14 protein-coding genes are annotated in these 14,782 nt (G+C 29.5%); 3 read left to right on the top strand and 11 right to left on the bottom strand.

Translation table 11 applies throughout. The features are described 5' to 3' along the window. Positions 1-8 precede the first annotated feature (8 nt). Genes lspA through ribF form a run of 3 tightly spaced genes read right to left on the bottom strand, consistent with a single transcriptional unit; the run spans position 9 to position 4,291 of the window. Positions 9-500 carry a signal peptidase II gene (gene lspA / locus FD727_RS02235; RefSeq protein ID WP_159938537.1) on the bottom strand — a complete coding sequence of 164 codons (492 nt, stop codon included), beginning with the start codon at positions 498-500 and terminating at the stop codon, positions 9-11. Next, on the bottom strand, positions 500-3,319 hold the full coding sequence (gene ileS, locus FD727_RS02230; protein ID WP_159938536.1) for an isoleucine--tRNA ligase: 2,820 nt from the start codon (positions 3,317-3,319) through the stop codon (positions 500-502). The genes lspA and ileS overlap by 1 nt, the downstream gene beginning before the upstream one ends. Before the next feature lie 24 nt (positions 3,320-3,343). Next, positions 3,344-4,291, bottom strand: coding sequence for a bifunctional riboflavin kinase/FAD synthetase (ribF, locus tag FD727_RS02225; RefSeq protein WP_159938535.1), 948 nt, complete (start codon positions 4,289-4,291; stop codon positions 3,344-3,346). A 293-nt stretch (positions 4,292-4,584) separates the two neighbouring features. Between ribF and rpsT the strand changes: the two genes are divergently transcribed. Next, positions 4,585-4,848 carry a 30S ribosomal protein S20 gene (rpsT, locus tag FD727_RS02220; protein ID WP_159938534.1) on the top strand — a complete coding sequence of 88 codons (264 nt, stop codon included), beginning with the start codon at positions 4,585-4,587 and terminating at the stop codon, positions 4,846-4,848. 180 nt (positions 4,849-5,028) lie between these two features. Here the strand turns inward: rpsT and dnaJ are convergent, their stop codons facing one another. From dnaJ to FD727_RS02200, 4 genes are all read right to left on the bottom strand, one after another. Then, the gene (gene dnaJ, locus FD727_RS02215) at positions 5,029-6,165 is read right to left on the bottom strand and encodes a molecular chaperone DnaJ (RefSeq protein WP_159938575.1); all 1,137 of its coding nucleotides are present in this window, start codon (positions 6,163-6,165) and stop codon (positions 5,029-5,031) included. A gap of 102 nt (positions 6,166-6,267) precedes the next feature. Then, positions 6,268-8,181 carry a molecular chaperone DnaK gene (gene dnaK / locus FD727_RS02210; RefSeq protein ID WP_159938533.1) on the bottom strand — a complete coding sequence of 638 codons (1,914 nt, stop codon included), beginning with the start codon at positions 8,179-8,181 and terminating at the stop codon, positions 6,268-6,270. 494 nt (positions 8,182-8,675) lie between these two features. After that, complete coding sequence (gene tal / locus FD727_RS02205; RefSeq protein WP_159938574.1) at positions 8,676-9,629, bottom strand: transaldolase; 954 nt, start codon at positions 9,627-9,629, stop codon at positions 8,676-8,678. 498 nt (positions 9,630-10,127) lie between these two features. Then, complete coding sequence (locus FD727_RS02200; RefSeq protein WP_159938532.1) at positions 10,128-10,373, bottom strand: hypothetical protein; 246 nt, start codon at positions 10,371-10,373, stop codon at positions 10,128-10,130. A 6-nt stretch (positions 10,374-10,379) separates the two neighbouring features. Here FD727_RS02200 and FD727_RS02195 point away from each other — a divergent pair, with 6 nt between their 5' ends. Next, on the top strand, positions 10,380-10,520 hold the full coding sequence (locus FD727_RS02195) for a hypothetical protein (RefSeq protein WP_159938531.1): 141 nt from the start codon (positions 10,380-10,382) through the stop codon (positions 10,518-10,520). A 377-nt stretch (positions 10,521-10,897) separates the two neighbouring features. Here FD727_RS02195 and FD727_RS02190 read toward each other — a convergent pair whose 3' ends face one another. The 3 genes from FD727_RS02190 to FD727_RS02180 form a co-directional block, all read right to left on the bottom strand. After that, positions 10,898-11,098: a hypothetical protein gene (locus FD727_RS02190; RefSeq protein ID WP_159938530.1), complete on the bottom strand. Its 201-nt coding sequence runs from the start codon at positions 11,096-11,098 to the stop codon at positions 10,898-10,900. 242 nt (positions 11,099-11,340) lie between these two features. After that, a complete protein-coding gene (locus tag FD727_RS02185) occupies positions 11,341-11,496 on the bottom strand; it encodes a hypothetical protein (protein ID WP_159938529.1) in 156 nt (51 codons plus the stop codon). 159 nt (positions 11,497-11,655) lie between these two features. Further along, the gene (locus tag FD727_RS02180; protein ID WP_159938528.1) at positions 11,656-11,793 is read right to left on the bottom strand and encodes a hypothetical protein; all 138 of its coding nucleotides are present in this window, start codon (positions 11,791-11,793) and stop codon (positions 11,656-11,658) included. A gap of 228 nt (positions 11,794-12,021) precedes the next feature. Here FD727_RS02180 and FD727_RS04070 point away from each other — a divergent pair, with 228 nt between their 5' ends. Then, on the top strand, positions 12,022-12,156 hold the full coding sequence (locus tag FD727_RS04070) for a hypothetical protein (protein WP_255454569.1): 135 nt from the start codon (positions 12,022-12,024) through the stop codon (positions 12,154-12,156). Positions 12,157-12,174: 18 nt separating this feature from the next. On the opposite strand, the gene thrA is transcribed toward FD727_RS04070, so the two are convergent. Continuing rightward, complete coding sequence (gene thrA / locus FD727_RS02175) at positions 12,175-14,643, bottom strand: bifunctional aspartate kinase/homoserine dehydrogenase I (RefSeq protein WP_159938527.1); 2,469 nt, start codon at positions 14,641-14,643, stop codon at positions 12,175-12,177. Positions 14,644-14,782 lie beyond the last annotated feature (139 nt).

The following is a 14,782-nucleotide window of genomic DNA, read 5'->3' as shown; positions in this document are numbered from 1 at the left end:
ATTCATGATTAACTACTTTCATCCCTAAAATTAAATTTTTTTATTATTAATAATATAGTACCTATACAAATAGTACAATCAGCAAAATTAAAAATAGCAAAATGCCATCTACAAATATAAAAATCAATAAAGTCAATAACAAATCCATAACGAATACGATCTAATAAATTACCTATTGCACCTCCAATAAGCAGGGCATAAGCGATATTTGCTATTTTATTACTAGCATGATTGCAATACATCATCATTAATAATTCTATTACGATGATCAAAGTTATACTAATAAAAAACCAACGCTGCCAACCATTTTGGTCAGATAAAAAACTAAATATAGCTCCATAATTATGAAGATAAAGTAAATTAAAAAACGGAATAAAATGATACGTTTCATGTAAAAACATATGATGCATAATCCAATACTTGCTATACATATCACAAATACTTATGATAACTACTAACCATAGCCAGCGTAAACCAGTTAACCATAAAGTTTTAAACATTAGGCAAATTTCCTAAATTCACCATTATCAAATACATTAGTATAGCAACGTTTACATATTGGTATATTTTTAGGATTATCAGCAATATCTAATTTATAGTGCCAACAGCGTGGACATTTATCACCTTTTGCTTTATGTAATTCAATTTTTAAACCTTGTAATATCTTACTTTTTTGTGCTTTATTGGTTGCTAATGAATAATCAGTAATATGTACATTTGAAGTTAATAATATAAAACATAATTCATTATCTATTGATTGTAATTTAGTTAATAATTCTTGTTTTACATAAAGTGTCACGCTTGCTTCAAGCGAACTACGTATATAATTATTATTACGTGCTTGTTCAATTATTTTATTAACTTCGCTACGCAACTTTAATAAATCATCCCAAAAATAATCATTTAATAATTCATTATCAGATAAACTAAATAAATTCTGATACCACTCTTCAGTGAAAATATATTTAGAACGTTCACCGGGCAGATAACTCCATATTTCATCAGCTGTAAAAGACATAATAGGTAGAATCCAACGAACTAACGCTTCAAGAATATGCCACATTGCTGTTTGGCAACTACGATGTGCTAAGCTGTCATATTTAGTGGTATATTGGCGATCTTTTACTATATCAAGATAAAATGAACCCATTTCAACTGAACAAAATTGCATTAGACGTTGTATTACCTCGTGGATATTATATACATCATAAGATTGTATAATAGATTGTTGTGTCGCCAATGCACGCCCCACTGCCCATCGATCAATTAACACCATATTATCTTGATTAATAGCATCAATTTTAGGATTAAATCCTGAAAGATTAGCTAAAAGAAAACGTGCAGTATTGCGAATACGACGATAAATATCAGTAACTCGATGAATCACTTCATTAGAAATAACTATTTCACTTGAATAATCAGTAGAAGCTACCCATAAACGTAGAATATCTGCACCATAATTATCTATTATCTCTTGCGGAGATATAACATTACCAAGCGATTTAGACATTTTCCTACCCTGATTATCTACTGTAAATCCATGGGTTAGTACTTGACGATACGGTGCTTTACCTTTAATAGCAGTGCTAATCATTAAAGATGATAAAAACCATCCTCTATGTTGATCTGAACCTTCTAAGTATAAATCGGAAATATATTCTTTAAATTCTGGATATGTATTTACTACAGTCTGACTAGTAGAACCTGAATCGAACCAAACATCTAATGTATCTAAAACTTTAATATAATTCTTTGCATCATCACCTATTAAATCATATGGTTCAATATTCCACCATGCTTCAACGCCAAAATGCTCAACACGCTGAGCTATTTCTTCTATCAGTGCTATTGTATTAGGATGCAACTGTTCTGTTTCTTTATGTATAAATAATGTGATGGGTACACCCCAAGTTCGTTGACGAGAAATACACCAATCAGGACGATTTAGAATCATCTTAGTGATACGTGTTTGACCCCAATGTGGAATCCAATCTACGTTTTTTATTGCTTCAATAGATTGTTCACGTAATCTTTTTTTTTCCATGCTAATAAACCATTGTGGAGTAGCACGAAAAATGATAGGAGTCTTATGGCGCCAACAATGAGGATAGCTATGTTCTATTTTCTCAGAATGTAAAAGTACATTTTTTTCTTTTAAAAATTTAATTATTACATTATCTGCCTTAAAAATATTCATGTAATCTACACTAGGATGAGTACCTGGTAAATAAGTTCCATCAGGCCCTACTAAATTCATAATTTCTAATCCATACTTTAACCCAATTAAATAATCATCAGTACCGTAACTTGGTGCAATATGTACTATACCAGTGCCAAGTTCCAATGTAATATGCTTACTTAAAACTGCTGTAGAATTAATCTCTTCAAAAAAAGGATGTTGAAATAGTTGAAACTCTAATTCTGAACCTTTACATTCTCCTAAAATTATCCAGTCAGTAATTCCAACTCTTGCCATGATATTTTCTACTAAATTTTTGGCGATAATTAAGTTACGGTTATTTATTTGTACTAATTGGTATGTAAAATTAGGATGTAATGAAATTGCACGATTTGCTAAAATAGTCCAAGGTGTTGTTGTCCATGCAACTAATGAAATTAAATTTTTTGAAATCATTACTTTAAATTTTGCATAAATTTCATTAACATCTAATGCATTAAACATTATATAAATGGATGGAGAAACTTTATTATAATATTCCACTTCCGCTTCAGCTAGTGCTGATTGGCATTCAAGGCACCAGTATACTGGTTTAATACCTTTGTATAAATGATCATTAGCTATTATTTTGCCTAAAGCACGAATAATATTTGCTTCAGTCTGAAAATTCATAGTTAAGTAACAATTAGACCAATCACCTAATACCCCTAAACGTATAAATTCTTTTTTCTGTTTTTCCACTTGTTCAGCTGCATAATGACGACAAGCTTTACGAAAAGCTTGCATACTAATTTTTTCCCCCGGCCTACCAATCATTTGTTCAACTTTGTGCTCTATTGGTAAACCATGACAATCCCAACCTGGTATATAATGTGAATCGAAACCAGCCATATTTTTTGATTTTACAATAATATCTTTAAGTATCTTATTAACTGCATGTCCAATATGGATATCGCCATTTGCATAAGGAGGGCCATCATGTAAAAAAAATTTTTTTTTTCCTTGTTTTGATAAACGAATAAGTTTGTATAAATCATCGTTATACCAACGTTGTAAAGTATATGGCTCACGCTTTGCTAAATTTGCTTTCATTGGAAACTGTGTTTGTGGTAAGTTTAAAGTTGTTTTATAATCACTCATTACATTATTTATTCCATGTATATATTAATTACGTTTTAGATAAGTTTTTAAGAAAAACTTGTGTGCTATAGCTACATCTTTAACTATTTGCATTTTTAATGCGCCTAACGAATCGAATTTTTGTTCTTCGCGTATTTTCTTTTTGAGTATTACTTCAATATAACATCCGTAAAAATCCATATGTGTATTAAACAAGTGAACTTCAAGCTGCTGATTTATACCTTTTACTGTGGGACGTAAACCAATATTTGCTACACCATAAACTAATTGTTCACCTAATCCTTTTACTTCAACTATAAATACGCCTCTGACAGGCATTACAATACGTCGTAAAAGGATATTAGCAGTGGGAAAACCAATAGTTCTTCCTAAAGCATTACCGTGTACTACACGTCCCGAAATACTAAATGGATGACCTAAGAGTTTTTGTGCAAGCGCAAAATTATTTGTTGATAATGCTTCACGTACCGAAGTACTACTGATACGTTTTCCATGATCATCATATATGGTACGTGTACACATAATTTCAAATCCATATCTAACACCAGCATCTTGTAATAATAAAAAATCTCCTTGACGATCAATGCCAAATCTAAAATCTTTACCAACAGCTAAAAAACGTACATCTAGCTTATTTACTAATAATTCAACAATAAATTTTTGAGCTGAATATCTAGCAAATTGGCGATTAAAACGAATACAGAGCACCGCATCTACGTTCATTTGTTCTAAATAGTGTAATTTTTCACGTAAGCATGTTAAACGCGCTGGAGCTTTATTCCCTAAAAAGATTTCAAGTGGATGTGGTTCAAATAGCATTACTACTACTGGTAAGTTATCTTGGTGTCCTTTATCAACTAGTAACTTTACTAAGGATTGATGACCACAATGTACGCCGTCAAAATTACCTATAGTTAAAACGCAGCCGCGATGCTGCTTTTTAAAATTATAAATACCGCGGATAAAATTCATTGTTAACTCAAAACCGGTAAAAATAATTAAATTATATCTTTGAATAGTATTCAAGTTTACTTATTTATATATTTTGAGTATATCTAATATAAGATAGTTTAATAATATTTATTAGATTTACATAATGTTTATATTTTAAATATATATTTAAAAAGTTATCAACTTTAACATGATAAGAGTTGTAACCAAAATAATAGTTAATTACTACAAGTTTATTGACAATAAAAAATACAAAATGCACAATAATATACTATAAAATATTTATATAATGAGATAGGTTTAGGAGATTAAATTTGGCTAATATAAAATCATCTAAAAAACGAGTCTTAATATCAGAGAAACGTCGCAAGCATAATGCAAGTAATCGTTCTATGATGAGAACCTTTATTAAAAAGGTTTATGCAGCTATTATGATAGGAGATAAGCTTAAAGCTCAAGAAGCATTTAATACGATGCAAGCAATTGTAGACCGTCAAGCTACCAAAGGATTAATTCATAAAAATAAGGCTGCACGTCATAAAACTAATTTAATAGCACAAATTAATAACTTGACTTAAAGAAATCTTTAAACAAAATAATATTAATCATATTAATATTATTTTGTTTAAAAAGTAATATTTAGATATTTTAAACTAACTTTTTTAAAGTTGATATATAAAATATAAATAACAAAAAGTGGCAAATTTATATTATTTTTCCACTTTTTGTATTTTCTACAACACTAAAAGAAAAATAATTTAACGTGTTAAATCATCAAAAAATTTTTTTACACCTTCAAAGAAATTTTTAGAACGTGGACTATTCTTTTCACCAGTTGGTCCATTAAAGCTTTCAGCTAACTCACGTAGTATAGTTTTTTGTTTTTCATTTAAATTAACAGGAGTTTCTACTACAACACGACACAATAAATCACCAATTCCACTTCCACGAATTGATTTTACACCTTTTCCACGCATACGAAATAATTTTCCAGTTTGAGTTTCGCTAGGTATCCTTAATTTTACTCTTCCACCTAATGTAGGAACTTCAATTTCTCCACCTAAAGCGGCCATCGAAAAATTAATTGGCACTTCACAATATAGATTGTTAGCTTCACGATTAAAAATCGGATGTTTTTTTATTGAAACTTGAACATATAAATCTCCTGCTGCTGAACCGTGTTCACCAATTTCACCTTTACCACTAAGACGTACACGATCTCCACTATCAATTCCAGCCGGAATTTTTATTGATAAAGTCTTAGTACTTTCGATACGACCACGTCCATGACAGCTAGCACATGAATCTTTAATTACTGAGCCTCGTCCATGACAAGTTGGACAAGTTTGCTGTACGGTAAAAAATCCCTGGCGCATTTGTATTTGACCATTACCTTGACAAGTTTTACAAGTTTGTGGTTGAGTGCCAATTTTTGCTCCACTGCCGTGACAAACCTTACATTCTTCTAAAGAAGGTATTCGAATTTCCTTTGTTACACCACATACTGCCTCTTCCAAAGATAATTCTATATCATAACGTAAATCAGTTCCCCTAGAGGCACGTTGACGACGTCCACTACCAAAAATATCACCAAATACATCACCAAAAATATCACTGAAATCGGTATTAGTATTAGTAAAATTACCATTACTAAATCCACTACTTCCTTGTTCAAAGGCTCTATGACCATACTGATCATAAGCTGCTCGTTTTTGTGCATCAGTTAAAATTTCATAAGCTTCTTTGATTTCTTTAAATTTAGCTTCAGCATTTTTATCGCCAGGATTCCGATCTGGATGATATTTCATCGCTAAGCGCTTATAGGCCTTTTTAATTTCACGTTCATCTGCAGATTTTGAGATGCCTAAAATCTCATAAAAATCACTTTTTGCCATATTTTCTGCCCTTAACATACAATTGACGGGCGTGGAGAAAACTCCAACGCCCGTGCTGGTTTCAAAGGCTGTCAGGCCAGCCATAGTGTCCGATCAGAGCAATTATTTTTTTACTTCTTCAAAATCCGCGTCTACGACATCGTCATCTTTTTTTCCTGAAGAAGTAGAAGAGTTATTTGAAGTTGAATGAGATTGACTATTCTGTTGTTTTGTCAACTCCATCAGTTTACTCGAAACTCCTATTAATACTTGTATTTTAGCTTCAATATCTGTTTTATTTTCACTTTTTAATACAGTATTAAGATCTGTTAATGCAGATTCAATAGATGCTCTATCTTCAGATGAAATCTTATCACCAGCTTCATCTAGTTGTTTACGTGTACTATGAACAATCTGATCACCTTGATTACGCGTTGCGACCAACTCCGCAAATTTACGATCAGCTTCTGCATTAGCTTCAGCATCACGAACCATTTTTGCAATTTCTTCTTCATTTAAACCAGAAGATGCTTTAATAGTAATTTTTTGCTCTTTACCACTATTTTTATCTTTAGCAGAAACATGTAAAATGCCATCGGCATCAATATCAAAAGTAACTTCAATTTGAGGTATACCACGAGGTGCTGGTTGAATACCATCAAGATTAAATTGACCTAAAGATTTATTATCACCTGCCCTCTTACGTTCACCTTGAATTACATGAATAGTTACAGCAGATTGATTATCTTCAGCTGTTGAAAATATTTGACTATGCTTAGTAGGAATTGTGGTATTTTTAGTTATTAACGAAGTCATGACGCCACCCATAGTCTCAATACCTAGAGACAAAGGAGTAACATCTAATAATAAAACATCTTTTACTTCACCTGATAAAACTCCACCTTGTACGGCAGCACCTATAGCAACAGCTTCATCTGGATTTACGTCTTTACGTGGTTCTTTTCCAAAGAACTCAGCTACTTTAGCTTGTACCATAGGCATCCGTGTTTGACCACCTACTAAAATAACATCATTAATATTAGAAACTGATAGACTAGCATCTTGTAAAGCAATTTTTAATGGTTCAATTGAACTCATAACTAGATCTTCAACTAATGATTCTAATTTAGTGCGAGTTACTTTAATATTTAAATGTTTTGGACCTGTACTATCTGCTGTGATATATGGAAGATTTACATCAGTTTGTAAAGCAGAAGATAATTCAATCTTTGCTTTTTCAGCAGCTTCTTTTAGACGCTGCATAGCTAATGGATCATTATGTAAATCAATACCTTGATCTTTTTTGAATTCTGTAACTAAATAGTTAATTAAACGACTATCAAAATCTTCACCACCTAAATGTGTATCCCCATTAGTTGCTAATACTTCAAAAGTTTTTTCTCCATCAACATCATCAATTTCAATAATAGAAATATCAAAAGTCCCACCACCTAAATCATATACTGCAATTGTGCGATTTCCATGGTCTTTATCTAGCCCATAAGCTAATGCTGCTGCAGTTGGTTCATTAATAATACGTTTTACATCTAAACCAGCAATACGTCCAGCATCTTTAGTTGCTTGACGCTGAGCATCATTGAAATACGCTGGAACTGTAATTACTGCATCATTTATTGCTTCACCGAGATAGTCTTCTGCAGTTTTTTTCATTTTTTTTAGCACTTCTGCAGAAATTTGCGGTGGAGCCATTTTTTGACCTTTTACATTTAACCATGCATCACCATTATCAGCCTCAATGATTTTATAAGGCATAATTTTAATGTCACGCTGAACTTCTTCATCTTGAAAACGACGACCAATTAGTCGTTTTATCGCAAATAAAGTGTTCTGTGGGTTGGTCACTGCTTGACGTTTAGCAGGTTGACCGACCAGAGTTTCTCCATCCTGCGTATAAGCAATAATTGACGGTGTGGTACGATCGCCTTCAGCGTTTTCAAGCACGCGCACTTTAGCCCCGTCCATAATGGCTACACATGAGTTAGTTGTACCCAAGTCAATACCAATAATTTTACCCATCTAAACGTCCCCCACTTAAATTCTTTATTGAATTGGGTTGTAGAAATAAAGGTGCCGGCTAAAATAACCGCTCTTAAAACAACGCTCGATGACAACTAAATGGGGCCGCTTTGAAAGGCATCAAGGGCTAAAATAAAAAAATTATTTATTCTGATATTTATTTTCTGTGTATACCATATTATTTTTGATAAATATATATATTAATAATTCTATTCCTGAATAGAATTGCTAACATATTTGAATTAAGCATGAAAATATACTTTCATGTGATTAAAATCACATATCAATAACACACATATCTTAAATATTTTGCATATAAATATTTAAGTAATAAGTTAATAACATATTTTACAACAAACATAAACAACGTAAGTATGTTACGTTTAACAAATAATTTTATGTAATATTATTTCAATCCAAACATTAGAAATAATACTTAATAAGTAAACTATTGATAAATAATCTGTATAAGATAATTATATAAATTAATTGAATTATATTGCTTTAGCAAGTATGGTTTCCAACATTTCTTGATCACGAGCAAAATTACAAATTCCTTCAGATAATTTAGTAACAGCCATAGGATTTTGATTATGTTCCCACAAAAAGTCAGACTCAGTCATTTTTTCTTGTCGTTTTTTTATTTCACCATTATAATGTAGTTTGCGTTTGATTATTCCTTTACTTTCTGATAATTGTTTTAACAAAGGTAGAGAAATAGTTAAACAATCACAGCCAGCTAATGCAATAATTTGATCAATATTACGAAAGCTTGCTCCCATAACGATAGTATTATACCCATATTGCTTATAATAATTATATATTTTATACAGTGATAATACACCTGGATCTTCATCTACATTATATTTTTTGTCATCATTATTAGCTTTATACCAATCGTAGATTCTTCCTACAAATGGAGAAATTAAATAAACACCAGCTTCAGCACATGCTCGTGCCTGTGCAAACGAAAATAACAATGTTAAATTACAATTAATACCTTCTTTTTCTAATTGTTCAGCAGCACGAATACCTTGCCAAGTTGCAGCCAATTTAATTAAGACACGATTATTATCAATACCAGCATCATTGTAGAGTTTCATAAGATTACGAGCTTTAAAAATACTTGCTTGTGTATTATAAGAAAGACGTGAATCAATTTCCGTTGAAATACGACCAGGAATTAATTTAAGAATTTGTATTCCAATATTAACAGCGATCTTATCTGAAAGTAATTCTAAATTTATTTTTTTATTACCAATATATTGACGTGTCCAAATTATAGCTTCATCAATTAATTTATGATATTCAGATAGTTGAGCTATTTTAAGAATTAAAGAAGGATTCGTAGTTGCATGCTGTGGATGATATGATCCAATCATTTTAATATCTGCAGTATCAGCAACTACAGTAGTAAATTGACGTAGTGAAGTAAGTTTATTATCTATCATATTTTGCTATTCTCTTTGACTTAAGTTGCACTATATAAATAAAGCGATAATATCACGTAATAAAATTATTGTGGATTATAATGCTGACTTTTTAACTGTAAAATCAATGAATTTACAAATTACTATATAATTTTGACTAAAAAATTATATTATTAATTAATAGGATAAATAAAAAACTACATAATTCATTAAAACTAAACTTAAAAAGTTTATATTTAACAGTTTTATATTATAACGAAAAATTTGTATTACTACATATAAATGTATGGTTCTATCAAAATAAAATTGCAATGAGCAAATAATATGTTTTTATGTTATAATTAGTCTTAACAAAAAATTAGGTAATGCTACATAATTAGTTTGTAACTAATAAGATAAAATCTATACTTCAATTTTATTAAATAATGTTTTAGATAAAATTAATATTTTTCAATAATTTTTTCTAAATTATTTTTTAAATTTAGCAAGATGCAGAGTATCTAAAAATAAACTATATTAAGTTTTCTTTAATTGATCATGTAATGAACTATATGCAATTGTTGCATATAGTTCAGAACTACAGCCTATTTGCGGTAATTCTTTTATAGTTAATTTAATGATTTTATCTGATACTGTAACATATGCTAATTTAGTTAAACTCCAATTTTTTCTATAAAATAATTCTTCAATACGAGGTAAATTATTTGATTCACTAACATACATAGCGTTCAATAACGTAGATTCAGTTATTTTGGTAGGCATTTTCCATTGTTTAAAAAACGAGGTATTGTACTATTAATACTAGTAGTAACAATAAAACGTTTTATCGGTAAACCTAATGATTTTACTAATAATTCAGCAGTTAAATTATCAAAATTTTCACTTGGTACTGATATTGCTAATTGTTGATATTTATCCTCAATTAATTCAATTAATTGTGCTATAGATTCAAAATAATAGCATATTCGTGATATTAGAAGTCTAATATTAATAAAATTAGCACAATTTTAAATTAATTTATTTTAAATTTTTTGTCAGCAAATGATTTGTTTTATCATCATTTGATATATATCTCAAAACTTCTATCAACAGCAACCGTTTTAATATTTTCAAACAATGTACAAAGGAATTTTTCTTGTAATATGCTAATTTAGCTTTTGGATATAAAATTCTACTCATACATTTTTCATTTTATAAAATGCATGAACAATATCTGCTCTAGTATTACCTGATGTTGCAATTAAAATAATGAGTTGCTCATTGATGCAAATAAGATTGGGAATTATTTATGCTATAAATCTGCCACCAAAATCTTTAAACGCTAATGTTCGCCCATGAAAAATTTCAACACCACATGCAATATTTTTAGTGCTGCAACAATTGATACTGAAAAAAACGTTTTTTACATATCCTTTAAGTTGCTTGAAATCAATTTCATTATCAATATAGAACGATAGGATCTTGCTAATATGTTGAATAAAATTCATATCTAACATCATATTTATATAATATAATTGAAATTTTGGTAATTTACATGAAAAAACCTTGATTATTATGTAATCCTTGTCCTTCTTATTAAAAAAAGAACTGTTCGTTATGCTTATTAACATTGTAAAATTTCATATATTTATTATACTATTTGACGTACACCAAATGTATCGATACAGCATATATAAACAAAAAAATTTTCATTCTTTATGTAAAAATGTCTTAACCATTCAGCCATTAATTATACTGTGTTAATTGTATTGCAAATAGTAAAAATTATTGGAGTTAAACCAGCAATCATGCATATCATTGCACTAATTTTTTCGATAGCTTTATGAGATTCAGTAAATCCAGATAATAGTTTAGCAAGATATGGTTCATTAACAATAGCTTGCATTAGCTTTAATGCTAATATGAACTGACGGATATGACAAGAATGAATAAACTTGCTAATAGACTTCCATATTTAATTGTGTTATCTTTGCAGTATTGTGCGGGTAAAACAGCTCGAGCCGAATATTTACAGTAGATAGTTGTTTAATGCCCAGATAATCATCTATAACTTAAAATCAATTGTTAAATAACGCAGAATAACATTCTGCTTTTGAATTGTTAACTGCATACCACCTACAACACATAGAGCAACATTATCATAATGTATACTGCCAGAAATAAGACCTTTCATTTCACACATTAACAAAAATTAATCATGATAATTTAATGGATTATCACAAAATTCATTGATAGCCATTAAACTAGCTATCATCGAGCAAGCACTAAAGTCTACACCAGAACCAATTGGTATATTTTTTTAAACAGAATTATTATTAATACTTTTTGCCAATTAATTGGCAAAAAGATTGCTAGCACTGATATATAATATTATTCTGTAAATTTTAAGAAACTTATTTATAAAATATCCTTGGTTTTTAGACTAAAATTATTAGTAGCCTCTACTGAGGCGCAATCACCTGATAATATTTTATCGATTAGTAATATAGCTGAACCTAATAAATCGAAAACATCTCTAACGTTACCTGTCGATGCTAGTGCATAAATTTTATCATGATTAAACTCATAAATTGCATGATAAAGTACGAAGAAGATCTGCAAATATACCAGCTGCTGTTACATTATTTCCTGCTCCATAACCTCTAATTACTAAAGGAATCGGCTGATAATATTTACTATAAAATGCTAAAGCATTTTCACCATTTTTTATTTTATATAAAGGATCATTACTGTCTACTTCATGAATTTGTACTTTACAAGTACCATTATTTTCAATAATACCAACCAAACGTAATACTTTATCTTGATTATGTGCGTTGGTAGCACGTTTCGCAAAAACATTATCTATTTTAGATAAATTTTGTATAAAATGTTCAATATTAGTTATTTCCATAATATTTGTAGGTAATATTGGTTCAATTATTACGTCACTGAGTTCTAGCTTATAACCACTTTCACGTGCTAAAATCAAAAGTTTACGCGCGACATCAATTCCAGAAAGATCATCGCGGGGATTAGGTTCAGTAAAACCTAATTTACGTGCCATTATTGTAGCTTTTGAAAAAGAAATACCTTCATCTAATTTACCGAATATAAATGATAATGAACCTGAAAGAATTCCCGAAAATTTTATTAATTTATCCCCAGCATTGAATAAGTTTTGTAAGTTTTCTATTATTGGCAAACCAGCACCAATATTAGTATCATATAAGAATTTACGACCCCATTTCGCTGCGGTTATACGTATTTGATTATAGTACTTCCATGATGATGTATTCGATTTTTTATTTGAAGTAACAATATGAAACCCTTTCTTAAGAAAGTTTACATATTGATTAGCTATTTCTTGACTAGAGGTACAATCTACTATTACGGGATTTATTAAATTATATTTTTTAACTAAATACATCCAATTATTTATTGTAAATTTCTCTTGTTTTATGCTTAATTGAGATTGCCAATTGCTTAGATCAATACCATATACATTAGTTATTAATGCTCGTGAATTAGCAATGCCACATACTCTTAAATCTATATATTTCTTTTTCAACCAAATTTGTTGATGATATAATTGAGATAAAAGTGCACTACCTACACCTCCAATACCAATTACGAATACTTCAATAATTTTATTAATATTTATAAATAATATTTTATGTAACACACGTATTCCTGTTATTACATCGTTATTATTAATCACTATGGAGAGAGAGGATTTATATGCTTCTTTAGAAAAAGCGATAATATTGATGTTAGCTCTTGCTAAAGCTAAAACAATTTTAGCATAGATAATGGATATATTCAGTATCCCATCGCCGATTATGGAAATAATTGCTAAATTTTTAATTATTTGTATTTGATTTAAAAGATTATTTTTTATTTCATAACTTAACTTATTGTTTAATAAAGTATAAGCTCGTATCTGTTGTTCTTGCGAAACACACAAACTAATCCTATTTTCAGCATAGGATTGAGTCATAAGGATTACTGAAATACCGGTAAAGGACATTATTTTCAATATACGTGAAGTTACAGTGATAATACCTTCTCTTTTCAAAGCATCACCAGACACATCAAACATAACCATATTTTTTAAAGTAGTAATACCTTTTACCAAAGGTTTAATTCTATCTTTCTGACTACTAATTAAGGTACCTGAAATTCTTGGATTAATAATATTTTTAATTAAGCAAGGAATTTTAAATTGAGCAATTAATGCTATAGTACGAGGATGAAGAAATTTAGAACCAAAATAGGAAAATTCCATTGCTTCTTGATAAGATATTGATCTTAATAGACGTGTATGTGGTACTAAATTAGGTTCAGAAGAACTGCAAATACCTCCAGTATAATTCCAAATTTCACAACAATTAGCCTGTAAGCAAACTGCTAATATTGCTGCCGAATAATCAGAACCATTACGTCCTAAAAGCATTAATTCTCCTTTTTCATTACCAGCTATAAAAGCTGCCATTAAAATTATATGATTTTTTGGAATCTGATTTTTAATAATACGACGTCTAGATTCAGCAATATCTACACTAGATTCAAGAGAATGACCGAAAGCAAGCAGTTTTTGCATAGGATTAATAATAGTAATTTTATGGCCACGTGCTTGTAAAAGTGCTGCCATAATAATAATTGATAATTTTTCACTACTGCATATAATGGTAGCATTAACTACATTTGTGCACTGACCTGATAATTTAATAGTATCAAATAATTTTTTTAGTTTATTAAATTCATTTTTTATAATATTTTTTTGTTTCTTATAGTTGAGTCCAGATTGGATCTTAGATATATTTTGCAATATTTTGATAAAATCATATTCGATATTAATAATATCCAATAATATGTCTTTACCGTTAATTGTTTTTTTTATTAGTTTTATCAAACTGCTGGTAATTTTCTTTGATGCAGATAGTACAATAGCAATTTGCTCTTGTTGTCTAGTATGTTTTACAACATCTGCTATACGCAGAAAATAATCTTCATTATTTATGAATGTTCTGCTAAATTTTAGCACTCGCATGGTTAATATTCCCCCTGAATTATTATAAAAAACCATACTTTTATAAGTATGGTTTTACTTTAATACACATCAGTTAATACCATTGCAAATGCTAATCTTTCTATTAATATCTGTATTAATATTCATTTAATGAATACAA

The organism is Pantoea sp. Mhis (assembly GCF_009830015.1).
The sequence above is the reverse complement of the archived record's forward strand: the minus strand, read 5'-3'. Positions and strand labels throughout refer to the sequence as shown.